At 55.2% G+C, this 23,380-nt stretch carries 22 protein-coding genes, 2 tRNA genes and 1 pseudogene; 14 read left to right on the top strand and 11 right to left on the bottom strand.

Annotated elements, in window-relative coordinates:
• Window positions 1–120 precede the first annotated feature (120 nt).
• The 3 genes from C8R31_RS06845 to C8R31_RS16035 form a co-directional block, all read right to left on the bottom strand.
• A complete protein-coding gene (locus C8R31_RS06845) occupies window positions 121–795 on the bottom strand; it encodes a DNA-3-methyladenine glycosylase (RefSeq protein ID WP_107693276.1) in 675 nt (224 codons plus the stop codon).
• Between the two features lie 410 nt (window positions 796–1,205).
• Window positions 1,206–1,910, bottom strand: coding sequence for a PEP-CTERM sorting domain-containing protein (locus C8R31_RS06840; protein WP_219907465.1), 705 nt, complete (start codon window positions 1,908–1,910; stop codon window positions 1,206–1,208).
• A 279-nt stretch (window positions 1,911–2,189) separates the two neighbouring features.
• The gene (locus C8R31_RS16035; RefSeq protein ID WP_181320481.1) at window positions 2,190–2,360 is read right to left on the bottom strand and encodes a hypothetical protein; all 171 of its coding nucleotides are present in this window, start codon (window positions 2,358–2,360) and stop codon (window positions 2,190–2,192) included.
• A gap of 140 nt (window positions 2,361–2,500) precedes the next feature.
• On the opposite strand from C8R31_RS16035, the gene C8R31_RS06835 reads away from it, so the two are divergent.
• Window positions 2,501–3,523 (top strand): NAD(P)-dependent alcohol dehydrogenase, encoded by a 1,023-nt coding sequence (locus C8R31_RS06835; protein ID WP_258192602.1) that lies wholly within the window; start codon window positions 2,501–2,503, stop codon window positions 3,521–3,523.
• Between the two features lie 6 nt (window positions 3,524–3,529).
• Here the strand turns inward: C8R31_RS06835 and C8R31_RS06830 are convergent, their stop codons facing one another.
• Entirely contained in the window at window positions 3,530–4,057 is a 528-nt protein-coding gene (locus C8R31_RS06830; protein ID WP_107693275.1) for a DUF1269 domain-containing protein, read from the bottom strand.
• A gap of 402 nt (window positions 4,058–4,459) precedes the next feature.
• Here C8R31_RS06830 and ada point away from each other — a divergent pair, with 402 nt between their 5' ends.
• The 4 genes from ada (at window position 4,460) to C8R31_RS06810 (ending at window position 7,604) form a co-directional block, all read left to right on the top strand.
• Window positions 4,460–5,569 carry a bifunctional DNA-binding transcriptional regulator/O6-methylguanine-DNA methyltransferase Ada gene (gene ada / locus C8R31_RS06825; protein ID WP_107693274.1) on the top strand — a complete coding sequence of 370 codons (1,110 nt, stop codon included), beginning with the start codon at window positions 4,460–4,462 and terminating at the stop codon, window positions 5,567–5,569.
• The gene (locus tag C8R31_RS06820) at window positions 5,566–6,318 is read left to right on the top strand and encodes a 2OG-Fe(II) oxygenase (protein ID WP_107693273.1); all 753 of its coding nucleotides are present in this window, start codon (window positions 5,566–5,568) and stop codon (window positions 6,316–6,318) included. Before ada ends, C8R31_RS06820 begins: the two co-directional genes overlap by 4 nt.
• A 24-nt stretch (window positions 6,319–6,342) precedes the next feature.
• The gene (gene alkB, locus C8R31_RS06815; RefSeq protein ID WP_258192618.1) at window positions 6,343–6,990 is read left to right on the top strand and encodes a DNA oxidative demethylase AlkB; all 648 of its coding nucleotides are present in this window, start codon (window positions 6,343–6,345) and stop codon (window positions 6,988–6,990) included.
• A gap of 329 nt (window positions 6,991–7,319) precedes the next feature.
• Window positions 7,320–7,604, top strand: a complete 285-nt coding sequence (locus C8R31_RS06810) for a PepSY domain-containing protein (RefSeq protein ID WP_107693272.1) — start codon at window positions 7,320–7,322, stop codon at window positions 7,602–7,604.
• Between the two features lie 146 nt (window positions 7,605–7,750).
• Here C8R31_RS06810 and chrA read toward each other — a convergent pair.
• A pseudogene (gene chrA / locus C8R31_RS06805) lies at window positions 7,751–9,084 on the bottom strand (chromate efflux transporter).
• A gap of 269 nt (window positions 9,085–9,353) precedes the next feature.
• Between chrA and C8R31_RS06800 the strand changes: the two are divergent.
• The gene (locus C8R31_RS06800) at window positions 9,354–11,879 is read left to right on the top strand and encodes a TonB-dependent siderophore receptor (RefSeq protein WP_258192601.1); all 2,526 of its coding nucleotides are present in this window, start codon (window positions 9,354–9,356) and stop codon (window positions 11,877–11,879) included.
• 118 nt (window positions 11,880–11,997) lie between these two features.
• Here C8R31_RS06800 and C8R31_RS06795 read toward each other — a convergent pair whose 3' ends face one another.
• The 3 genes from C8R31_RS06795 to C8R31_RS06785 form a co-directional block, all read right to left on the bottom strand.
• Window positions 11,998–12,210 carry a YbdD/YjiX family protein gene (locus C8R31_RS06795; RefSeq protein ID WP_258192617.1) on the bottom strand — a complete coding sequence of 71 codons (213 nt, stop codon included), beginning with the start codon at window positions 12,208–12,210 and terminating at the stop codon, window positions 11,998–12,000.
• Complete coding sequence (locus tag C8R31_RS06790) at window positions 12,210–14,282, bottom strand: carbon starvation CstA family protein (protein ID WP_107693270.1); 2,073 nt, start codon at window positions 14,280–14,282, stop codon at window positions 12,210–12,212. The genes C8R31_RS06795 and C8R31_RS06790 overlap by 1 nt, the downstream gene beginning before the upstream one ends.
• 97 nt (window positions 14,283–14,379) lie before the next feature.
• Window positions 14,380–14,934 carry a DNA-3-methyladenine glycosylase gene (locus C8R31_RS06785; RefSeq protein ID WP_258192600.1) on the bottom strand — a complete coding sequence of 185 codons (555 nt, stop codon included), beginning with the start codon at window positions 14,932–14,934 and terminating at the stop codon, window positions 14,380–14,382.
• Window positions 14,935–15,151: 217 nt separating this feature from the next.
• On the opposite strand from C8R31_RS06785, the gene C8R31_RS06780 reads away from it, so the two are divergent.
• Window positions 15,152–16,039: a DMT family transporter gene (locus C8R31_RS06780; protein WP_258192599.1), complete on the top strand. Its 888-nt coding sequence runs from the start codon at window positions 15,152–15,154 to the stop codon at window positions 16,037–16,039.
• Window positions 16,040–16,155: 116 nt separating this feature from the next.
• Here the strand turns inward: C8R31_RS06780 and C8R31_RS06775 are convergent, their stop codons facing one another.
• On the bottom strand, window positions 16,156–16,536 hold the full coding sequence (locus C8R31_RS06775) for a hypothetical protein (RefSeq protein ID WP_107693268.1): 381 nt from the start codon (window positions 16,534–16,536) through the stop codon (window positions 16,156–16,158).
• 244 nt (window positions 16,537–16,780) lie between these two features.
• Complete coding sequence (locus C8R31_RS06770; RefSeq protein WP_107693267.1) at window positions 16,781–17,083, bottom strand: hypothetical protein; 303 nt, start codon at window positions 17,081–17,083, stop codon at window positions 16,781–16,783.
• A 233-nt stretch (window positions 17,084–17,316) separates the two neighbouring features.
• Between C8R31_RS06770 and C8R31_RS06765 the strand changes: the two genes are divergently transcribed.
• Entirely contained in the window at window positions 17,317–18,606 is a 1,290-nt protein-coding gene (locus C8R31_RS06765) for an OprO/OprP family phosphate-selective porin (RefSeq protein ID WP_107693266.1), read from the top strand.
• 77 nt (window positions 18,607–18,683) lie between these two features.
• Here C8R31_RS06765 and efp read toward each other — a convergent pair whose 3' ends face one another.
• On the bottom strand, window positions 18,684–19,250 hold the full coding sequence (gene efp, locus C8R31_RS06760) for an elongation factor P (protein WP_107693265.1): 567 nt from the start codon (window positions 19,248–19,250) through the stop codon (window positions 18,684–18,686).
• Window positions 19,251–19,308: 58 nt separating this feature from the next.
• Here efp and C8R31_RS06755 point away from each other — a divergent pair, with 58 nt between their 5' ends.
• From C8R31_RS06755 to C8R31_RS06730, 6 genes are all read left to right on the top strand, one after another.
• A complete protein-coding gene (locus C8R31_RS06755) occupies window positions 19,309–19,995 on the top strand; it encodes a uracil-DNA glycosylase (RefSeq protein ID WP_107693501.1) in 687 nt (228 codons plus the stop codon).
• Between the two features lie 3 nt (window positions 19,996–19,998).
• Window positions 19,999–20,187 carry a 4-oxalocrotonate tautomerase family protein gene (locus C8R31_RS06750; RefSeq protein WP_107693264.1) on the top strand — a complete coding sequence of 63 codons (189 nt, stop codon included), beginning with the start codon at window positions 19,999–20,001 and terminating at the stop codon, window positions 20,185–20,187.
• A gap of 8 nt (window positions 20,188–20,195) precedes the next feature.
• Window positions 20,196–22,013 (top strand): excinuclease ABC subunit UvrC, encoded by a 1,818-nt coding sequence (gene uvrC / locus C8R31_RS06745; RefSeq protein WP_181320497.1) that lies wholly within the window; start codon window positions 20,196–20,198, stop codon window positions 22,011–22,013.
• Window positions 22,014–22,276: 263 nt separating this feature from the next.
• Window positions 22,277–22,849: a CDP-diacylglycerol--glycerol-3-phosphate 3-phosphatidyltransferase gene (pgsA, locus tag C8R31_RS06740; RefSeq protein WP_107693262.1), complete on the top strand. Its 573-nt coding sequence runs from the start codon at window positions 22,277–22,279 to the stop codon at window positions 22,847–22,849.
• 137 nt (window positions 22,850–22,986) lie between these two features.
• Window positions 22,987–23,061, top strand: a tRNA-Gly gene (locus C8R31_RS06735).
• 143 nt (window positions 23,062–23,204) lie between these two features.
• A tRNA-Cys gene (locus tag C8R31_RS06730) sits at window positions 23,205–23,278 on the top strand.
• Window positions 23,279–23,380 lie beyond the last annotated feature (102 nt).

Below are 23,380 nucleotides of genomic sequence, written 5' to 3'. Positions count from 1 at the left end.
AACCACGGCGATAAAATGCTTTACCATCGGGTGCGCAAAAAATGGCCTAAACAGGGCGCCAACGGCTCAGAATGGCGGGGCTGTCGTCGTTTTATAGACGGGCGTATCGATTTGGTTTGGCTACTTTTTCTTCGACATCCTTGCGTACTCGGGCAGGGATGCGACTCGCCACAAATACCACGACGCTATCGTTCGATAGGGGCTGCACGGCAAGCCTGCTTTTTCCATCTCCTTGCGATTGGGAAGCGTATTCAGGGATTTCAGAAACCGGTATCCCTCGCGTACCCCAAAATCGTCTACGGGCAGAATATCCATGCGTCCCAATGTATGCATAAGAAACATTTCAACTGTCCATCGGCCGACGCCGGGCAGGACGATGAGCCGGGCAATCAGCTCATCGTCCTGCATTTGGCTGGCGACCTCAAGGGAGGGAACCAGCCCGCTCAGGGCGCCTTCCGCGATGTGCTGGACAGTGGCGATCTTTCGCGATGAGAAACCGCAACTGCGCAAATCTTCAGTTCTCGTCGCCAATATTTCGTCCGGGGACGGAAAGACTATTTCGGACTCACTGTCCGAATACAAGTCCAGGAACCTGGCGATGATAGCGTCCGCCGCTCGTGCGTGAAGTTGCTGGTAGGCGACAGCGCGGATTAAAGCCTCATACGGCTCACGTGCAGGTTTGGACCGATGCATGCAAGGGTCAACGTGTTTTATCAATCGCGACCAATCCTCGTCAACTGAGGAGAGGTGGCTCACGGCGTGCGGGTAGAGCTCAGCCAGATTTTCTGCGCCCATAATGAAGCGGCTTACTCCTCAAGCCGATGTGGATAGGGTAGGAGAAGTCATCAGCGGTACGTCCTGCTGGTTCGGATTTTACCAAAACTGAAGCCTGGTCACCCCAGCCGGGCATCAGGCGCCCCCTGCATCACCATCGAGCCCCAAGCCTCTGGTGCAGGGAGGGAGTGGTTTTGCATCAGATGTTTGAGACGGCAACGTTGAAGCGGGCAGGTGAGCGCTTCAGCCAAATTGACCATTGGGGGGGGCGGAGTCGGAGTAAGCAGGGCAGGCCCTGCTTTGTGGTTGGTCGCTACGGGGACGGCTTAGTGTGAGCTCGCTGAAGCTTTACCAGTGCTATGAGACGACCGGGCGATCCCGGCAAATGGCCCGACCACAACCGGGTCCCCAGGCCATATGCCAAAGTCCAATTACATACGACGCCGCAGGAATCTGATCCCTGCCACTCCGGCAATAAGAAGCGCTAACGTCCCGGGTTCAGGGACAGCACCAGAGGGGACGGACGCAAGACCGTATTGGAGATGATCAATTTCCCAGTCAGTGCTACTGAGTGAAGTAATGCGTATGGAACCGATCCCGCTGGCGCTGGTTACGCCAAAGAAACGGTCTTCAGCCGTTTGTCCTCCAAATAGTCCATCCCCGACAGCGGATGGACTTATAAATCCGAGAGAATTATTTGCGGCATCAAAGGCTTCGAAAGTGACAGTATCAAAACCGTCTTGCACGCTGGCAAACCCGACATCCGTCCACACCAGCCCGGCATGAGTGGGCAAGGCGCCCAGCAGTACGGCACTGAAGGTGAAGGTCAAGCTTGAACCGCCGTTTGAGTACCACGTATGGCCAGCCGTGCCCGAACCATCTACGGAGCCGTCATCTGCATCCACCGAGTCGGTCAAGGCAGCAGGCGACAAAACTATTCCAGCCGAAGCGATGACGCCCGGAGTGTTAAGCAAACTGTCCTCGAAGTCTTCGACGTGGAAATAGCTGAACGGGGTGCCGGCGAAAGGGCTATCGGCTGAGGAAAGATAGGGGGTGGGTCCTATCATCGCGCCATTCGCTGCCAACGGTCCCGCCATCATTATTGCGATCAGTGAAACGGTACTCAGGTTTTTCATATTATTGTTCTCCCCAAAGCGAAATTCACCTATATAAGGTATATAAGCATGTTCTGTGCCAAAGGATAAGAATCTGAATGGCTGCATGTTTTTTTTTCACTTGGCTCTGCGGCAGGCAGCCTGTAATTATTCTCGACACATCCGCTGCTTTTAAAAGGGCGCGAAAAGGGCTTATAAGCGAGAATATTTATCCTTGCGCGGCGGCAGATTCCAGCTTGGAGCCGCCGTGGAATCGGCATTTTCGCGGGAGTTGGATTCTCAATACCGGCAATCGGGGTGCTAAGATGAGGGGCCGAGTCGGGAGAACGGAATGATGATCGACATCAATACGAACCCGATATTTTTACGTAGCGGCAGTAAGCTCTTCCGAACGGCGAGTTCGCTGGCTTGCAGAAGCTGAAGACGCAAAGGGCCGAAAGTGGCAATCGCATTCCGGTCTATGGATTCCATGGGTTGACGCGGATTGAATCTTTCCGCAAGGTATCAACTTACGGTGTGCCAAGCATCGTTTGAAAAACTCGTGTGCGACTGATCGAGGCAGCGAAAAAGTCGGACCTTCTGCGCCTTATATCTGGACAAGGAGAATGACAATGACAATGACGCGTGTCAGGGCATGGGCCTCGCATGGGGCAAAGCAGAAACTCGAACCCATTGACTACGAAGCAGGTCCGCTAGGCCCGGAGGAGGTGGAGCTCCGGGTCGAATTCTGCGGCCTCTGCCATTCCGATCTTTCCATCCTTAACAATGATTGGGGGATGTCTCAGTATCCCGTCATACCTGGGCATGAGGCGGTAGGCCGGATCAGTGCCGTCGGCGATCAGGTCAAGGGTTTGCGGATCGGCCAGCGTGCCGGCTTGGGCTGGACCAGCGCGAGTTGCATGTATTGCCATCAATGCATGACCGGCAATCACCATCTCTGCGGTCAATCAGTCGCCACAATCGTCGGGCATCCCGGCGCCTTTGCGGAAAAGGTCCGTTCGCATTGGGCCTGGGCGGTTCCTCTGCCTGACGCGCTCGATATTTCATCTGCCGGTCCGTTGCTGTGTGGCGGCGTTACAGTGTTTGCGCCCTTCGCTACCTACGGAGTAAAGCCAACGGACCGGGTAGGCGTCGTTGGTATTGGCGGCCTTGGCCACCTGGCCCTGCAATTTGCAAATGCCTGGGGTTGCGAGGTGACTGCTTTTTCCTCGAACCCATCGAAGATGGAGGAAGTAAGAAAATTCGGGGCGCATCGGGTGGTGTCGAGCCGCGACCGTGCGGGCATCCTGAAAGCAGCAAATTCGCTTGATGTCCTGCTTGTCACCGCGAATGTTCCGTTGGACTGGAGCGCGTTTTTGCAGACGCTGAAGCCGAATGGCCGCATGCACCTCGTCGGCGCGGTGCTTGAGCCGATTCCGGTCGGGGCTTTCGATCTGATCTCCGGACAGAAAAGTATTTCAGGGTCGCCCACCGGAAGTCCAGCCGCCATGTCCTCCATGCTGGATTTCGCCTCCCGTCACCATATCGCCCCGCAGGTGGAGCACTTCCCGCTGAGCAAAGTGAACGATGCGATAGCCCATCTTGCAGCGGGCAAGGCGCGTTACCGCGTCGTCCTGGATGCTGATTTCACCTAAAGGTTGTCAACCTGCGGCGGGTGCGGTTGCCCCTTCAAGAGCTTCCTGAAGCTTTTTCTCCTGCTCGGGCGAGAGGGAGGTCCGCAGGACCTTCCCTTTAACGCCCGAGAGTTCCGCGAGAACCTTTTCCGGTTGCACCTTTCGTACGAGAATGAAAAGCGCGGACGAGCTGGGCGGAATGGTCTCGCCCAGTGATTTGATGAAATCATCATTGATCCCGTAGTCGACCAGAGAACCGGATAAAGCGCCTGCTCCTGCTCCGATCGCACCACCCAGAACAAATCCGGCCAACGGGTTCATGAATAGTAGGCCGACAAAGGTACCCCATAGACCGCCGGAAAGGAAACCAGTCGTTGCGCCGGCTGCGACAGTATTAATGCTTTGCTTGAGATGAACCTTGCCTGCCTCGTCGCGTACGACAACCACGGCATCTTCAATATCTATCAGATATTCCTTCTTTAACTTGCTCAGCCTCAGCAGGACCCGGTCGGCTTCTTCAGGATCGTTAAAGCCTAACACGATTAATTCGGACATGTTTCCTCCTCGTCGAAAATTGCTATTCAGTAGAAAATACATTGGCCCCATCCAGACGATTCTCACGTTTCTGCCGCTAATCTTATTTCTTTCCGGCTCCAAATCTGCGTGGCATGTTTGGAGCCGATGCTTCAGAAGTGCGGCTCGGTGTATGGTTGGAGTTGTTATAGAAGTTGCCCGCCCGTATCGTCCGTTCGGCACCGTACCTAACAGGAGCTTGAACAGCATCTGCCCCGATATGGAAATCCGCTGAGTGTGCGCACTAGTAGTCTGATCAGCGGGATCGAATCTGCTCCGTCAGCGGAATTGAATTTGAAAGCAAGACCCGGGGTGCGACAATTCGTGCATATTGATATATTGGTATTGGCCGCGATTGCTGCGACTTTTTAAAAGGAGCACATCATGAATATGCTAGCGAAAAAAGCACAGCTGCGTGCTGCGACGGTAAGTGATCCTCGCTGGGCCGACGTTGTCGCGCGTAACGCTGAAGCTGACGGCAAGTTTTATTTCGGAGTCAAGACCACAGGGGTCTACTGCCGTCCCGCTTGTGCTGCACGTTCGGCGCAACCCGAAAACGTCATTTTTTATGTTACCCCGGAGGAAGCCGAAAGGGCCGGTTTCAGACCTTGCAAGCGTTGCCAGCCGGACCGGGCTCCGCTTGTCGAGCAATACGCGGACAAGGTCACTCACGCTTGCCGCGTCATCGAAGAATGTGAAGCCATCCCATCCTTGGAAGAACTCGCAAAGAAGGTTGGCATGAGCGCCTATCATTTTCACCGTGTATTCAAGCACCTCACGGGGTTAACGCCGAGGCAGTACGCTGCCGCGCAGCGCGAGAAAAGAATGCGCAACCAACTTCGCCGGGGCGGCTCGGTGACAGGTGCTATTTTTGATGCCGGCTATAGCTCCAGCAGCCGTTTTTACGAACAGTCGGATAAAGTTCTGGGCATGGTCCCAAGCCATTATCGGGCGGGCGGCGTCAATACCGAAATCGGGTTTGCCATTGGCGAATGTTCTTTGGGGTCGATCCTGGTTGCTCAAAGTGATCGCGGCATTTGTGCCCTTCTGCTTGGCAGCGATCCCGGCAAACTGGCGCGCGATCTGCAGGATAGCTTTCCCCGCGCCACCCTGATCGGAGGAGATGCAGACTTCGAAGAGCTTGTCGCCACGGTCATCGGCTTTATTGAAGCGCCGGGTATTGGTCTGAATCTACCGCTGGATGTGCGTGGCACCGCTTTCCAGCAGCGGGTATGGCACGCCCTGCGCGAAATTCCCCCCGGCCAGACCGAAAGCTACGCTGATGTTGCCAAGCGCATTGGCGCTCCCGGCTCGGTACGGGCAGTAGGGCAGGCATGTGCGGCTAATAAGCTGGCCGTCGCGATTCCGTGTCATCGAGTCGTGCGTATCGACGGCGCACTGGCGGGCTATCGCTGGGGTGTCGAGCGCAAGCGGGTTCTGCTCGAGAAGGAGTCGGGCTCACGGCCGGAGGGCGAGGTGAGGTCTCGGGAATGACTGCCTTGACAAAGAGCAAGGCAGGAAAAAATAACCCTCATATGGGCAGTGCCCTCCGCGTAGGTGCACTGGATTGGCGCGCAGTCACGAACGAACTGGATACGCAGGGATGCGCGGTGATCGAAAAGCTGCTTGCTCCTGAGGAATGCGACGCACTGGCCGGGCTTTATCCGGAGGAGGACGTTTTTCGCAGCCGGGTCGTGATGGCTCGTCATGGGTTTGGCCGAGGTGAATACAAGTATTTCAAGTACCCGTTGCCCAGCATCATCGCGGAACTGCGGACCTTGATATACCCCCGGTTGGTGCCACTAGCCAATCGCTGGAATGAGGCAATGGGCAATGATGTGCGTTACCCGCCGGAGCACCGCGATTTCATCAAGCGCTGCCATGAGGCGGGCCAGCTACGTCCTACTCCGCTGATGTTGCAATATGAGCCCGGCGATTACAATTGTTTGCACCAGGATTTGTACGGGGTGCACGTATTCCCGATTCAACTGACTATACTGCTAGCAGAACCGGGTCGTGATTTCGCAGGTGGCGAGTTTGTGTTGACCGAGCAGCGCCCGCGCATGCAGTCGCGTCCGGAAGTTGTGCCGCTAAGGAAAGGGGATGCTGTTGTATTTGCGGTAAACCAGCGGCCGGTGCAAGGTGCGCGAGGGGTGTACAAGGTCAATCTGCGCCATGGCGTCAGTCGCCTCCGCTCCGGGCGACGTCATACTGTAGGGATAATTTTTCACGATGCCACATGAGAAGCGGTGGGCAAGATGATGACGCTGAACCTGTTTGAAGATCTGTCGCAGTGTCAGGCCCGCCGGGAAGAACTGTCCCGGGGTGCAGTTGTCTTGCGCGCTTTTGCGCTGCCGGATGAGGCAGAGATTTTAACAGCGCTGGGCGAAGTCGTCGCGGAGGCGCCGCTGCGTCACATGGTCACCCCCGGCGGTTTCCGTATGTCAGTCGCGCTGACAAATTGCGGTTCCTATGGCTGGGTGACCGATCACACCGGCTATCGTTACCAGCCGACCGATCCGGATAGTGGCAAGCCGTGGCCTCGCATGCCGGACGTGTTCCGCAAGCTTGCGCGGGACGCTGCCGCTACCGCCGGTTTTGAAAACTTCGAGCCCGATGCGTGCCTCGTCAATCTTTATGAGCCGGGGGCGAGGCTCTCATTGCATCAGGACAAGAACGAGCGCGACTTTAACGCGCCGATCGTCTCTGTTTCGCTAGGCCTCCCGGCAGTCTTCATGTGGGGCGGTTTACGACGGCAGGAAAGGCCGGCGCGGGTGCAATTGGCTCATGGTGATGTCATGGTATGGGGCGGGCCGGCAAGGTTATGTTTTCACGGCGTTCTACCGCTTGCGGACGGCTGCCATCATGCGACTGGCGGCCGCCGGATTAACTTGACCTTTCGCAAGGCAGCTTAAAGCTTGCCCTGGATGTACCAAAGGCGGGTGATTTTTATGCACACCGGCAACAGCTGAACCGGCTGGGGCTTTTCTGGAAATGCGGGGCGGATCATCGGGGGCTCACGCGAGCTCATATCCGTTCGTCACGTTGTAAACGGCCGACGCCGGTTCTCTGGAACAGTATTAGAAGTAGTATATGGAGAAAAGCGCAGGAATATGTCAGCCGATTCCTTAACCTGGAAATGTGCGCTACCGCACAGATCAGTGTTCAAGTTTGATGTAATCTTGCGGGGCCGCTTCCCGGAGCGGCAAGGAAAAAAAGCAAACCAACCCGACAAGGATCGCGAATGAAAAGGAGCATACTTTTATCAGTAGGTGCAATGGTGTTTGCGACCTCAGCACTCGCCGGCAAAGAAGAAAAAGTGCAATGGTCGGAACTGCCTGCCGCGGTACAGAAAACAATAACGGACAATGCCGAAGGGGGGAAAGTAGAGGAGATTGAGAAGGAAACGAAATCGAAAGACGGTAAAGCGATCACCGTTTATGAAGCCGAGGTGAAAAAACCCGACGGCAAGAAGGTTGAAATCAAAGTGGGGGAAGACGGCAAGCTCATCGAGCTCGAACGGGATTAGCACGAGTGAGCTTTTCCCGGAAATAATACCGTTCAGCGAATCAGATAGAACCAAGACACGTAGAGCATCTATGTACGATCGAGGACGGGGGTCCTGCCAGCAGAACCAGTTCGTATGAAGGATTTTAGTATTTTCTTCGTCTTTCGTTAACTGGCCAAGCGCCAGACCATACCCAACATTCCGCATGACAGCAGTACCGGAATGACCCCGACATTGAAGCGAAACATCACCACTACCGCTCCGATGATTAGCCCGATCGAGAGCCAATCGGCAGCGCCGGCCCAGCCCTGCGGCCAGACCACGTGATAGGCAAAAAATACGGCCAGGTTAAAGATGACGCCTACCACAGCCGCCGTTATTGCTTTTAACGGGGCGGTAAATGACAGTTTGCCGTGCGTCGTTTCAATAAAGGGCGCGCCCATAAAAATAAAGATAAAACTGGGCAAAAAGATAAAGAAAGTGACCACGGTCGTCCCTGTGAAAGCTGAAACAAAGCGGGCCTCCGGCCCCAACACCTGCGTTACCCATCCCCCGACAAACCCTACAAACGTGACGACCATGATGAGCGGACCAGGGGTCGTTTCGCCCAACGCGAGGCCGTCAATCATCTGCTCCGGGGTGAGCCATAGGTAATGCCCTACCGCTCCCTGATAAACGTAGGGCAGGGCCGCATAAGCGCCGCCGAAAGTCAGCAAGGCGGCTTTAGTGAAAAACCAGCCCATCTGAGTGAAGGCACCATTCCATCCATACAAGACCCACAATATTCCTATCGCGACCAGCCATATCACGAGGCCGGCGGCGACGGTTCGCCGCAATGCTGACCAGCTGAACAGTGCATGAGAGGGAATCGGACTTGTGTCGTCAATAAGTGCAGGCCGAGAGTGTTCCCTCGATCCCTCGTGCGACGTTCCTGTTTCGAAATGATGAGGCAGGACACGCCCGCCGCCATATCCGATGAGCCCGGCTGTCAGGATAATTAAGGGGAAGGGTATTTTGAGGATCGTGAGGGCGACAAAAGCGAATGCCGAAATTGACCAGAGCAGGTAATTGTTCAGCGTTCTGAAGCCTATGCGGTAGGCAGCGAGGAGACGATGGCGACAATGGCTGGCTTGATGCCATAAAGCACGCCAGCAACCGCCGGGACATGTCCGTATTTCAAATAAATCCACGTTAGCGCCACCAGAAGAAAAAATGACGGGAGCACAAAAAGCGCGCCCACGATGATTCCTCCCCAGTTGCGGTGCATGAGCCAGCCGATATAAGTAGCAAGTTGCTACGCTTCAGGGCCTGGCAAAACCATGCAAAAATTCAGCGCATGCAGGAAGCGCCCTTCAGAAATCCAGCCTTTTTGCTCGACCAGGTCGCGATGCATGATGGCAATCTGCCCGGCGGGCCCGCCGAAACTGATAAAGCCCAGCTTGAGCCAGTAAAGGGATGCCTGGCCGAGAGTAACAGATGAAAGGGTTACGGTATCGTGCATGAGTCACGTGCGGGCAGTTTGCAGCCGCACATCTATGGGGTTTCACACAAAACCCCTGCCGCTATTATTGCTTTTTGATCCTGGTTTAATTAAAATACGAACGATTATCATTCAGGTGTGGCTAGCCAAGTAGCTGCACAGACAGAAACAGTTATTTTTGAGTTGCCGCTCAGCTTTAACAAACGGCAACACCCCTATTTAGCCAGCCAGCCAGCCTGTTCCAGGCAAGCCAGCCAATTCATGTCCGACCTAACGGGAGAGCATTGGCTGTGAAAAATACAATTATAAAAAATAGTACGTCAAGCGTAGCCCTGATTCCAGAGGCGAACCGTCGAGACGGATTTCGAGGCGAAGAGGGCTGCTCCCCGCAGACACGCGATGGCTTTCGGCATTCCTATCTCGCAATGGCCGTGCGCGGCGCGCTTTTTTCCCTTGGATTAGCCGCGATGAGCCTGCCCCATGCCGTCCTGGCCCAGTCGGGCAGTGCGACCAGCGCGACGGTGCAGGCGTACAGCATTCCAGCAGGACCGATGGAAAGCGCTCTTAATGATTTTGCCAGACAAACGGGGTTGAAGTTGTCCTTTGACGCTGCCGAGATGAAAGGCATTGCCACGCAAGGGGTGACAGGCAATTTTACGGCCCAGGACGGGCTCAGCCGTTTATTGTCCGGCAGTGGCTTGGAAGCGGTTACTGAACCTGGCGGTTACGTTATCAGAAAGCCCACCGTGGCTGGCACCCAACCAGCGGTGTTGCCGGCGGTACAAGTTGCCGCCACCCCCATCACCGGGCCCACGGATGGCTATATGGCCACGAAAAGCTTCAGTGCAACCCGAACCGATACGCCGTTACGTGATGTGCCGCAATCGATCACTGTGGTAACCAAGGATTTGATCCGGGATCAAAACATGTTGAGCATGGGGGACGTGGTGCGCTACGTGCCTGGTGTCGGCATTTCGCAGGGAGAAGGCAACCGGGACGCAGTGATCTTCCGCGGCAACAATTCCACCGGCGATTTTTACGTCGATGGGTTGCGTGACGACGTTCAGTACTTCCGCGATCTTTACAATATTGAACGAGTGGACGTATTGAAGGGTGCCAACGGAATGATTTTCGGGCGTGGTGGTGGCGGCGGCGTCATCAATCGGGTAACCAAAGAGGCTGGCTGGACGCCGATCAACGAAATCGTAGCCCAGTACGGGTCGTTCAGCCAAAAGCGGATCGCCATCGACGTAGGGCGGCCAATCAATGATATCGCCGCGTTTCGCCTCAATGCCATGTACGAGCATTCCCACAGCTACCGTAATGGGGTAGAGATTGAACGCGGGGGCGTCAATCCAACGCTGACGATCAAGCCCACTGCTCAAACCAAGATCGTGTTGAGCGGGGAATACTTTATGGACAACCGCACAGCCGATCGAGGCATACCCTCTTTCGGTACCTCACCCGGGGTTGTCGATTCAGGTCGTCCCGTTAATACCCATTGGTCTACATTTTTCGGCAATCCGGCTAATAGCCCTGCCCGCGTTGACGTATGGGCGTTGAACTCGCTGATCGAGCACGCGTTCGATAACGGTCTTACCGTCCGCAACCGCACGCGCTATGCCAACTACGATAAGTTCTACCAGAACATATATGCTGGAGGGCAAGCGGTTGTTCAAGGTCCTACGCTAGAAGTACCGATCTCGGCTTATAACAACGCAACCCAGCGCGACAATATCTTCAACCAGACCGATTTTCTGTACACGCTGAATACAGGACCCTTGAAGCACGAGCTTATGGCGGGCGTGGAATACGGACGGCAGGTCACGGATAATTTTCGGAATACCGGTTTTTTTAACAACACGTCCACAAGTACGCCGGTTACTTTTTTAAATCCGATTACGCAGGTTCCCGTTACCTTCAGGCAAAACGCGACCGATGCCAATAACCACGGGGTGGTGGAAGTCGCAGCCGTATATTTGCAGGATCAGATCACCATTCTTCCGCAAGTTAAAGCCGTCCTCGGTATACGGTACGATAATTTCGACTTGAAATTCCGTAACAACCGTACCGGCGACGTGTTCCACACCAACGATAGTCTGGTTTCTCCCAGGGTTGGCTTGATTTACAAGCCGATAGAAGAGGTGTCGATATACGGCAACTACAGCCTGGCTTACGTCCCCCGCGCTGGCGACCAGCTTGCTTCGCTAAACTTGAGCAACGCAACCCTCAAACCGGAGCAATTCACGAACCTGGAGCTGGGCGCGAAGTGGGATATACGCCCTGATCTGGCCCTGACTGCAGCGCTGTACCAACTGGATCGCAGCAACGTAATCGCGCCGGTTCCTAATGATATTACCCGAACAATGCTAGTCGATGGCCAGCGCTCAAGAGGCGCCGAAGTGGGCTTGATGGGTCGCATCACTCCACAGTGGAGCGTGATGGGCGGGTACGCCTACACGGACGCCGAGATCACCCGCGCGATTACGGGCGCGCAAGCCGGATCCGTGGTTGCGCAGGTTCCCAAGCATACCGTCTCGATGTGGAACCGCTACGATTTCACGCCGTTTCTGGGACTAGGGCTGGGGGTCGTTCATCGCAGCAACATGTACGCCGCACTCGACAACACGGTACTACTCCCGGGCTTCACGCGAATGGATGCGGCGATGTTCTTGAGGGTGAGCAAGGTATTGCGGGTGCAGGCCAACATCGAAAATATCGCGAATGTCGACTATATTGCCTCCGCTAACAACAACAACAATATTACGCCAGGCGCCCCTCGCATCTATCGCCTGACAGTAATAGCAAACTTCTAGCCTCGAAAAAATTGCAATAGGAGCCGATTAGAAAGCCTCCGTTTTACCCGAGGCTTTCTCTTATCTGCATCTCCCAATGCACACAGAGAGCGCCGCTCCCCGGTGCTAAAAGTCATGCCTAGCAACACCTGCTGATTTTGCCGCCATACCGCGCCTCCTGCCGCTCCCGGAAAAACTCCGGATAAGACATGGCCGGACGGTCGGGATGCGCCTTTTTCATATGCTCAAGATAAGTGCTGTATTCCGGCATGCCGACCATCAGGCGGACGCTCTGACCGACGTAACGCACCCCTTGCCTAATCTTCCTCAAAATGTTCCTGCTCTCATCCATCATGTCCTTGACCCCCCCTCAACTGGCAGTAACTCGAATGGCGCTTCCTTCACGCTAGGGTTGCGCAAGGCGCGTGCCTGTAGCACTGCGGTGATCCCGAACACCAATATGCTGATCAGCACCAGCATGAACAGGCCCGCCAGCGACGCATTCACGTAATCGTTAAAAATGACCTGCTGCATCTGCTCGATCGACTTGGCGGGCGCCAGGACCTGGCCCTCTGCGATTGCCCCCTTGTATTTGTCGGCATGGGCCAGAAAGCCGATACGCGGATTGGCATCGAAAATCTTCTGCCAGGCAGCCGTGAGGGTGCAGACAATGACCCATGAGGCTGGAACGATGGTGATCCAGGCAAAACGGTCGCGCTTCATCTTGAACAGCACGGCCGTGCAAAGAATCAGGGCTACTCCGGCCAGCATCTGGTTGGAAATGCCGAACAAGGGCCAAAGCGTATTGATCCCCCCCAGGGGATCGACGACCCCCTGATAGAGAAAATAGCCCCAGCCCGCTACGCAAAGTCCGGTTGCGATCAGGCTCGCGCCCAGCGAGTCGGTACGCTTCATGGAGGGTATGAAGCTGCCCAGCAAATCCTGCAACATGAAGCGCCCGGCGCGCGTCCCCGCATCCACGGCGGTGAGGATGAAAAGCGCCTCGAACAAAATGGCGAAGTGATACCAGAAGGCCATCATCGTTCTGCCCCCGGCAAATTCCGACAGTATGTGTGCCATGCCCACGGCCAGCGTCGGCGCGCCCCCGGTACGGGAGATGATCGTATGTTCCCCCACATCCTTCGCCGTCTGGGTGACCATCTCGGGCGTAAGATAAAAGCCCCATTGCGAGATGGTTTGGGCAGCCGATTCCGGAGTGGTGCCGATGATCGCGGCCGGACTGTTCATCGCGAAGTACACCCCGGGTTCAAGCGTGGAGGCGGCAATAAGCGCCATGATGGCCACGAACGATTCCATCAACATCGCTCCGTAGCCGATGAAGCGGGCATCGCCCTCGTTTCTGATCATCTTTGGAGTGGTGCCCGAGGATATGAGGGAGTGGAATCCGGATATCGCACCGCAGGCAATGGTAATAAACAGGAAGGGAAACAGGCTTCCCGACCAGACCGGTCCCGAACCGTCCACAAACTGCGTGAAGGCAGGCATTTTCAATTCCGGAGAAATGAATATGACACCAATCGCCAAGCCCACAATGGTACCGATCTTAAGGAACGTGGACAAATAATCGCGCGGGGCGAGCAACAACCACACAGGCAGCACGGAGGCAATGAAACCGTACGCAATCAGAAGCCAGGTGAGCTGCTCGCCGGTGAGGGTGAAAAGCGCGGCCAGTTCGGGGATTTCCTGCACGTATTGGCCACCCACGATGGACAGCATCAACAGCACGAAGCCGATCAGTGAAACCTCGCCGATGGCTCCGGGACGAAAGTAACGTGCATACACGCCCATGAAGAGCGCCGTGGGGATGGTTGCGGCAACGGTGAATGTTCCCCAGGGCGACTCGGCCAATGCCTTGACCACGATCAGAGCCAATACCGCCAGAAGGATCAACATGATAAAGAAGGTGCCGAACAAGGCGATCATGCCCGGAATCTGCCCCAGTTCGGATTTGATCAGATCGCCAAGGGAACGCCCGTTGCGACGGGTGGAAATAAATAGAACAGTGAAATCCTGCACCGCGCCCGCAAACACCACGCCCACTAGAAGCCATAACATGCCGGGCATGTAACCCATCTGGGCGGCGAGTATTGGACCCACAAGCGGACCGGCTCCGGCAATTGCAGCGAAATGATGGCCGAACAATACATATTTGTTGGTCGGTACATAATCCAGGCCATCGTTGAACTTGTAAGCCGGGGTCATCCGAGTGGGATCCAGCCTCAATACCCGCCGGGCGATGAACTGACTGTAGAAGCGGTAGGCAATTGTGTAGACGCAGACGGTCGCGACCACGATCCAGATGGCGCCAACGGATTCGCCCTGCTGCAAGGCAATGACAGCGAACGCGAAGGCGCCAGTTGCCGCAAACGCTGCCCAGCCGAGTTTGGCGATCAGACTGCTCATTTTTTCTCCTAACGCAAAGTTTTCTATTGATGCGGTTATCTTTTATTGCAGACCTTCCCCGCTCAGCTTATTCGTAGCGAGTGGTGGCTTACAAACCTCAACGGAATGGCCGGCTGACGAAGGGCGAGCCGGCGAGTCCGAATCGCCAGGGCATATCGACAGCTTTCGAAATGCCGATGCGGGGTCCCGTTACGACTACTGCCGGCTCGGGTAATGGTAAAAGCTGAAATGGTGGCACGTCGATTGCTAAACCGCTGTGTGCCTGCGTGATGCCGAGTGCCTGAGACACACGCCCGGGTCCGGAACATAGCAGACGCACATCATCAAGTCCGCGCCTTGCCCGCATGGTATCAAGTCCTGACACCGGTTCGATTGCGCGGATTAAAACGCCAGCCCCATGCCCTTCCGCGCGGCAGACGAAGTTGAGGCACCAATGGATTCCATAGGAGCGGTAGACATATGCGCGGCAGGGCGCCCCAAACATTATCATGTTTCGTTTCGTAGGCCCCGCGAAGCTGTGCGAAGCCGGATCATCATGATCGTAGGCTTCGGTCTCGACAATACGTCCTCCCACCCCATCCACGAGCAATGTCGCGCCGATCAGACGCCGTGCCACCTCGACCGATGGCGCTGAAAAATCTATAAATGGCATCACAGTCCTCATGGCGGCAATATTATACAGAGCACTTGCAAAAACCAAGCCACGTCCGCTTGGCCAATCGACGCATGCTGATGGTTCGGCTGAGACCTTGATGTGCTTACCTTATCGGCGTGTATGTGCTACAACGGCACGGGGGATAGGGTTAACACTAATACACATATTCCAGATGCCGCTTAACGTATTTATTCGCTGGAGGGGAAAAGAAGGGGTGTCGGCGCCACTGCTGATGGTCGCGTCAACAATGCTATTTGCAACCATGGGCATGTGTGTAAAATTCGCCGCGGCGGAGTACAGTACGGGTGAGATCGTGTTTTACCGGGGTATGGTTGGCGCAGCAATGATGATCATGCTTACCCGGGCACGCCGCGGTTCGTTTCGCACCTCGATGCCAGCGATGCACTTCTGGAGGAGTCTGGCCGGAGTAAGCGCGTTGGGCCTCTGGTTTTATGCAATTGGAGAGTTGCCGCTTTCTACTGCCTTCACCCTGAATTACATGGCGCCTATCTGGATGGTGGTTTTACTTATCGGAGGTTCTGCATTGCGACGCGGCGCCACGGTGAGCACTCGTCTCATTTGGACCGCGCTTGTGGGTTTCGTGGGCGTGATGTGTATCCTGCAGCCCACTTTGCAAAGTGATCAGTTATGGGGGGCGCTGGCCGGCCTGCTTTCCGGTCTGCTCACCGCGCTGGCTTATATGCAGGTGGCCGCGCTTGGAAGAGCCGGCGAACCGGAAGAGCGCGTAGTATTTTATTTCTCTGTGGGAGGCATCGCCGGAGGGGCGGTGGGGGCGTCACTTTTCAGCGGATGGCATTCGCATACCGTGTCGGGTCTGGGATTGCTGCTGGCTGTAGGTTTGCTGGCGACACTTGCGCAGTTGTTGATGACTCGTGCTTATGCTACTGGCCGCATGCTTGTCAATGGCAGTCTGCAGTACCTGGGCATCGCCTGGTCCTACTTGTATGGCGTTCTGCTGTTCGATGACCCGGTTACAGTCGTGGCGCTGCTAGGCATGGGCTTGATTGCGGTGGCTGGCATCGCCGCGGTGCGGTTGCGCCCAACCGTTCTGGCTGCAAGCCGCATCAGCACGACCCCGTAACGATGACGGCAGCCGGGAACCTCATGACCTTCATGGTGGTACGATGGAAGGTCGTAGGTCATGGCGGCGATTCGACGTTGCCGTGAACCGCCGCATAGACCGAGCTATGCATCAGATCAGTTGGGCCCGATGGGTCCGCCTTGCTCGTCCTTCAGGTCCTTCATCGGTTTTCCTTCTTTATCTCGCGGAAAGTCCGGAACGTGGGACTCCCGGCTTGGCGAAGCTGCATCCTTGTTCCGTTCGTTCCTTTTTTGCTGGTCTACTTGCCCTTGATCCATTCCTGCCTTTCCTTCCTTAAGGCTCTCGCTTTCACTGGGCGTTTTGCCCGCTGAACCACTCTGACCAGCAGAACTGCCACTCTGAGCAGCGTTGCTGCCTTGCCCGGATGAGCTACCGCCATACTGGGCGTGCGCGATTCCCGCCATGCCAAAGATGGCGGCGCTGACCAGAGCTAATGCGGAGGCCATTGAGCGGTTTTTAACTGTAGTAGATTTCATGGCTGTTCCTTTTTGTTGATCCAGCGATATTGCTGTGTTTGAAAGGTTACGTTTTGGTTGCCAATTGTTCAGTGCGCTATCACACCAAGGTCATCCATTGGCCGCGGGAAGCCTGATGCAACTTCGCAGATGTCACAACGGCACCAGCAGCGAGGCATGGCTTATAGAAGCTGGCTCGGCATAAGGGACTTGCCATACTCTCCACCCGGCAAGCCCCGCCCGATCAGTGTCGGAAGCAGAACGATCAATATCTTCCCTTGATTCGCGGCCCGGTACCATTCGCGGCATCCTGGTCATACAGATCGACATCCACGCCGTTTTGATACGATCCTCCATACTGGCTGCTACTCGATCTGCGAGTGCTATCATCGCGTTGCGATCCGCTTGTGCCATAGCCCGACGTGTTCGAAGAGCCCGTGCCTTGCTGGGAAGAGTCACGACGTTGCTCTTCTTTCATGGGATCACGCTTATCTGAATCATAACCCTGGGCATTGGCCACGCCCGCGGCGCCAAAAATCATTGCTGCGACGATTGGAAAAATTTTCATAAACATTCCTTTTTTTTAATCCAGCAACAGTGCTGTGCCAGCTATATTAGGGTGCCGTGATCCATCGTTCAGTGCGGTAGCATACGAAACCGCAGAGCGTCGCCAGACGTTTCCGCATCGCGGATTTGCATCCCGGGGGTGCCCGGGTTATGCATATATCGTGTGGTAAAGAAGTGAGATGAATAAAAAACAGGGTGCTTACTACTGACTCAAGTAAACCAGCCTTCATCGAGATGCCAGATCTATTGCGATATAGCGCGTTGGCGGTATTTGCACTTATAGCCGCCGTTGTTAGCCCGGCTCATGCTTTCCGCGTCACCACGGAGGGAGGACCTAAAATTCAATCGGAGGGCGGCAATTTTGAGCTTGGACTCAATGCACGTGCGCATCTTGACGTGCATTGGTTCAATCAGGACAACGTAGATTCACGTTTTCCGCCGTTCGGCAGCCAAGTATTGGGAGCCGATGAAGGAAGCGGCTTCAACTGGCGCCGCACCTATACCACCTTCACCGGCCGGTTTTATCGCCTGAACTTCAAGTTCGAAAACGATTTTGCCGCAGGCGACTTTCCTCACACACTTCGCGAAACCTGGGTGTCGACCAAACTGGGCTCCGGTCTCGTCACGGTGGGTCAGTTCAAGCCCTACCGCGGCCTGGAAGAATTAACCAGTTCGAACGAGATCACCTTCATGGAGCGCCCCTCGACGTCGTCCACCGGCATATATAACGGGCGACAGTTCCTGATGGGGATGGGCTATAAAAACACCGTTGGGGACAAGTTTGGTTTTGGGGTGGATGTCATGAGCCTGGCCCATGCCGGATTGCCGATCGAGGGCCTGACTTATGGGGGTCGCGTGGTCTGGTTGCCTATCTCGGACGAGAATACGACGATGCATTTCGGGTTTTCCTTCAGCCGGGATCAGGCTAATGCCGAATCGCTTTCCGCGAGTGCGGTTGATATTTATGGCGGGCGTCAGGGAATTCGCAAATCTCTCGGTACCGCAGGCGTGGGCATGGGCTCTCCCGGCAACGCTACGCAAACGACTTTCGCCGCGGAAGCGGCCTATGCAATGGGTCCTGTGACCGTGCAGGGAGAGTATGCGAACGTTCGACTCGACAATACCCATCTGGTGGCAGGAGCGCAAAAAAACTCCACTGTGCAGGCCTATTATGTACAGGCAAGCTGGTTTGTTACGGGTGAGAGGGCACTGTACCGGAAAGACCGCGGGACGTTTGGCAAGCCGAAACCGATCAGTAAGTGGGGCGCGCTTGAGCTGGCCGTTCGGTACGATGTGGCGGAGAACACAACCCAGAGCCTGATTGCGGACCCTTGCCGCACTGCAACATCGAAATGTCAGGTGCAGGTCATCACCCTGGGCGCTAACTGGTATGTTCGGCCCGGTCTACGCTTCATGCTGAATTATTATGTGACTGAAGCATCAATCGGTAATGCGGGTGCGGGCGAAGTAAACCGGAAAGACGAGCCCTACGCGATTTCCTTTCGCACTCAACTGAGCTTTTAACCGGGATTGGAAACGGAGAACATTACTGGCGTGGACAAGAACCGGGACCTTTGCCGCTATCCTCCGGTGCGGCATGGCTACATACGCTCGATATACTCTCCACTATCGGTATTGATCTTGATTTTTTCCCCTTGAAGGACGAAGGGCGGAACCATGACGACAAGACCGGTCTCCATTGTGGCCGGTTTGTAGGAACTGGTGGCAGTGGCACCCTTGAGGTTGGGTTCAGTATCAGTGATGGCCAGCACTACGCTGGCGGGAAGCTGCACGCCAATGGCGCGATCGTTGTGAAAATTGACTTGAACATCAGTATTGGGCAACAGGTATTCGTACTGACCTTCGAGAAAGTCCTGCGAAAGGCTCAATTGTTCATAGTTCTCTTTATCCATGAAGATATAATTGTCGCCTTCCTGGTAGAGAAAAGTCATATCGCGTGGTTCGACAAAAGCCCGTTCCACTTTATCTTCTGTACGGATTCGCTGGTTCGTTTTGGTGCCCGCTTCGATATCCTTCATTTCCACTTGCATAAAGGCGCCGCCGCGGCCGCCCACATGGACGTGATAACATTTCAGTACGCGCCATATGCGTTTCTCCCATTCGATCAGGTTGCCGACGCGGATTTCGGTTGCAAGAACTTTAGCCATTATTTATCCACTGAATCAAGAATCGCGCATTTTACTACAGAATGTTATGGGTATCGCTATGCAAACCAGATTTTCCGTTGACTGCCGTCAGTGCCAACGGCTGGCGGGTTTTCTAGACGAGGTGAAGGCGCGCCACCCGGATTACTATGCCCGTCCCGTGCCAGCTTTTGGCGATGCTGCGCCCGAGCTTCTCATTATTGGTCTGGCGCCCGGGATGCACGGCGCGAACCGCACCGGAAGGCCATTCACCGGTGATTTCGCCGGTATATTGTTATATCAAACGCTTTATAAATTCGGGTTTGCGACTCATGAGGGTTCCGCTTCCGCAAACGACAATCTGCAGCTCATGCGTTGCCGCATTACCAACGCGGTTAAATGCCTGCCGCCAGGAAACAAGCCCGAACCGGACGAGATCCGGCAATGCAATCGGTATCTTGCTGAGGAGATTTCCGATTTTACGGCGAGCGGCGTTGCGTTACTCGCTCTTGGCGCGATCGCTCATCAGGCTGTGCTTATGGCGCTGGGACTCAAGCTCAAAAGCTTTCCATTCAGCCATGGCGCCATTCATGCCCTTTCTGCCGGGGGCACGGCTGATGATGCGAGGTCAGCGGGGTTAACGCTATATGACAGCTATCATTGCAGTCGCTACAATACCCAGACGCGGCGTCTGACGACTGACATGTTTGAGCAGGTATTTGAAAAAATTTGCGCCGATTCCGCTTCTCATCAGAACACTGGAGACTAACCGATGCCCTACGTCAACATCCGCATAGCAGGTTCGCTCAGCCGCGAGCAGAAGAAACAGATCGCCAAGGAAATTACCGATACGCTCGAACGCGTGGCACATAAACCCAAATCCTACACCTACATTGCTTTCGATGAGTTGCCGCACGAAAGTTGGGCTATCGCAGGGAAATTACTGGGCGAGGAGGACTGAGTTCGTTGCTGGCAGAGTCTGTTTTCGACCCGAAGCCATTTTGCTCGCGCCTTCCCTCCCAGCCGGGGGTTTATCGCATGATAAATTCGGCAGGGCAGGTGATTTATGTCGGCAAGGCCGTCGATCTCAAAAAGCGCGTTTCCTCATATTTTCAGAAAAACGGACTGGGGCCGCGCACGCAATTAATGGTTTCGCAAATTGTGGGCGTCGAAACCACCGTTACCCGTTCCGAAGCGGAGGCATTATTACTCGAAAATAATCTGATTAAAACGCTCACCCCGAAATATAACATCCTGTTTCGGGACGACAAGTCATACCCCTACGTTATTTTGAGTGGCAACCGGTTTCCGAGGCTCGGCTTTTATCGTGGTCCATTGGATAAGAAACATCGATACTTCGGCCCGTTCCCGAGTGCCGGAATAGTCAGGGAAAGCATCCAGCTCCTGCAGAAGGTTTTTCGCATCCGTACGTGCGAGGACAGCGTGTTCAGCAACCGTACACGGCCCTGTCTGCTCTATCAGATCAAGCGTTGCAGCGGTCCGTGCGTGAACCTGATCTCGGAGGAGGCCTATAGCGAAGACGTGCGAGATGCCGAGTTATTCTTGCAGGGCAAGCAGACGGAGGTGCTGGAAAGTCTTGCCGGAAAAATGCAGGCGGCAGCGAATTCACAGGAGTATGAGCAGGCCGCGTTGTTTCGTGACCAGATTCAGTCGCTGCGCAGGATTCGTGAGAAACAGTTTGTGGATAGCGGTAAAGCGCTCGACGCCGACGTCGTGGCCGCTGTGGCAGAGAGTGACGCCGGTGGAAGGATATGCGTTAATCTGGCCATGATCAGGGGAGGGCGGCATTTGGGGGACAAGAGTTTTTTTCCTCAGAATGCGGAGGGCTACGACCTCCCCGAGGTCGTGGAGGCTTTTCTCGCCCAGCATTATCTGAATCGCAGCGTACCGAATCTCATCATCGTCGGGGAAAAAATTCAGCGGGACACGCTTCAGGAGCTGATGGTGGAGCAATCCGGCCATAAGATCGTCATCAATGCGAACCCTATAGGGGACCGACGCATGTGGCTCGACATGGCCACGGAAAACGCCCGCCTGTCGCTGGAACAGATGCTGAGCCGGCAGGCCAGTCAGGAGGACCGGCTGCAAGCTTTGCAACAGGCGCTGGATATGACAGGGCTTGGGCGCATCGAATGTTTCGATATCAGCCACACCATGGGGGAGGCGACCATTGCATCCTGCGTGGTCTATGACAATTTCGCCATGCGCAATAGCGAATACCGCCGCTACAATATAGCTGGCATAACGCCGGGGGATGACTACGCCGCGATGCGCGATGTGCTCACGCGGCGTTATCAAAAAGTCGCGGAAGGCGAGGGGAGCCTCCCCGACCTGATTTTGATTGACGGCGGCAGGGGACAGGTCAATGCAGCTCATGAGGTGTTGGTCGAGCTTGGGCTGAATGACGCGAATCTGCTGGGCGTGGCGAAAGGCGAAGAACGAAAGCCTGGCATGGAGCAATTGGTTTTCCCGACAAAGGAAAAGCCGTTACAATTGTCAAAGGATCATGCCGGGCTGCATTTGATCCAGCAAATTCGCGATGAGGCCCATCGCTTCGCGATTTACGGTCATCGCGCCAAGCTCGGCAAGTCGCGCACCAGCTCTACCCTTGAACAGATCGCGGGTATCGGCGCCAAGCGCCGTCAAAGCCTTCTGCAAAGGTTCGGTGGCCTCAAGGGCGTACTCACGGCGAGCATTGACGAATTGCAGCAAGTGGATGGTATCAGCCGAGGGCTCGCGGAAAAAATTTACCGGGAGCTGCATTGAGTGATTCCCAGGCATGTGGCCTCGCTAGCCTCAAGCGTACGCAAGTTATGCAGCCAATCTTCATGCCAGTTCAGTAGCCAGTCTCGCACTCGATCCCGGTGTCCGGGCGCTGAGGTGCGGAGATATTGGCATCCACAGTTGATATGCGAGAATCTTGGATATGATGATGTGCTGTAACGAGGCAAGTTCCGCAGGCAATCAGAAGCGAAAGCCCGGAAGATGGAGTTATCCGCCCGTATCCTCGCTGGCATAGCCTGACTCTTATGCCTTTTAACCTTCCCAACATCCTTACCTGGATGCGTATCCTGGCAATCCCGCTGTTCGTAGGAATTTTTTATTTCCCACCGACCTGGCTTTCTCCGTCCAATCAGAACCTGATCGCCACCGTTATTTTCACCGGCGCGGCCATTACCGACTGGCTGGACGGTTACCTGGCAAGAGTACTTCGGCAGACCTCAGCTTTTGGCGCCTTTCTCGACCCGGTGGCGGATAAACTGATGGTGGCGGCGGCGTTGATCGTGCTTGTTTATTTGAGCAGGCTGGATGCGCTTATCGCGTTCATCATCATTGGGCGCGAGATCACAATTTCAGCCCTGCGCGAATGGATGGCTCAGATCGGCAAGGGTAAAAGCATGGCTGTTTCATTTTTAGGCAAGCTGAAAACGGTATCGCAGATGGCCGCGATCCCGCTGCTCTTGTATCACGAAAAAATAGGCGACAGCTTCAACCCGCAGGAAGTAGGGACGTGGCTGATTTATCTCGCGGCGGTACTGACGCTTTGGTCGATGGCTTACTATCTCAAGGTGGCCATTCCCCAAGCATTGAAACACGGCTGACAGGTTTAAACGTTTGCCTGGACTTTGTAAGCATTCTGGATATAAATTGCCATAACAGTTGCAGGGGGTCCCGGCGTTCCGCAGGCGCCTTTCTTGACAAAGATGCCAGCATCCTTATAATGCCAGGATTGTATTTCGCGGGAATAGCTCAGTGGTAGAGCACAACCTTGCCAAGGTTGGGGTCGCGAGTTCGAGCCTCGTTTCCCGCTCCAGTTACAGGGAAAATGGATCCTTTCGCATAAGGCCATCGTATGAAACAGATGCGCCTTTGCTGAAATCCGTTTTCCCTTTTTAGCTTTCAGTTTCGCGATTGCACTGCAACGGTGCAACCAGCCCATAGGGTTGTCGCAGCAATGGCGGGGTGGCAGAGTGGTTATGCAGCGGCCTGCAAAGCCGTGGACGCCGGTTCGATTCCGACCCCCGCCTCCATTTACGTATCCAAGTAGATCCAAGAACATCCTTAAGCCCGCGTAGTTGCGGGCTTTTTATTGCCTTGTTTGTCCAGTAAGGGGTATTATAAGCCGGTAGCAT

It is taken from the genome of Nitrosospira sp. Nsp2 (assembly GCF_003050965.1).
Lineage (GTDB): Bacteria > Pseudomonadota > Gammaproteobacteria > Burkholderiales > Nitrosomonadaceae > Nitrosospira.
This window is presented reverse-complemented; position numbering and strand designations above follow the sequence as displayed.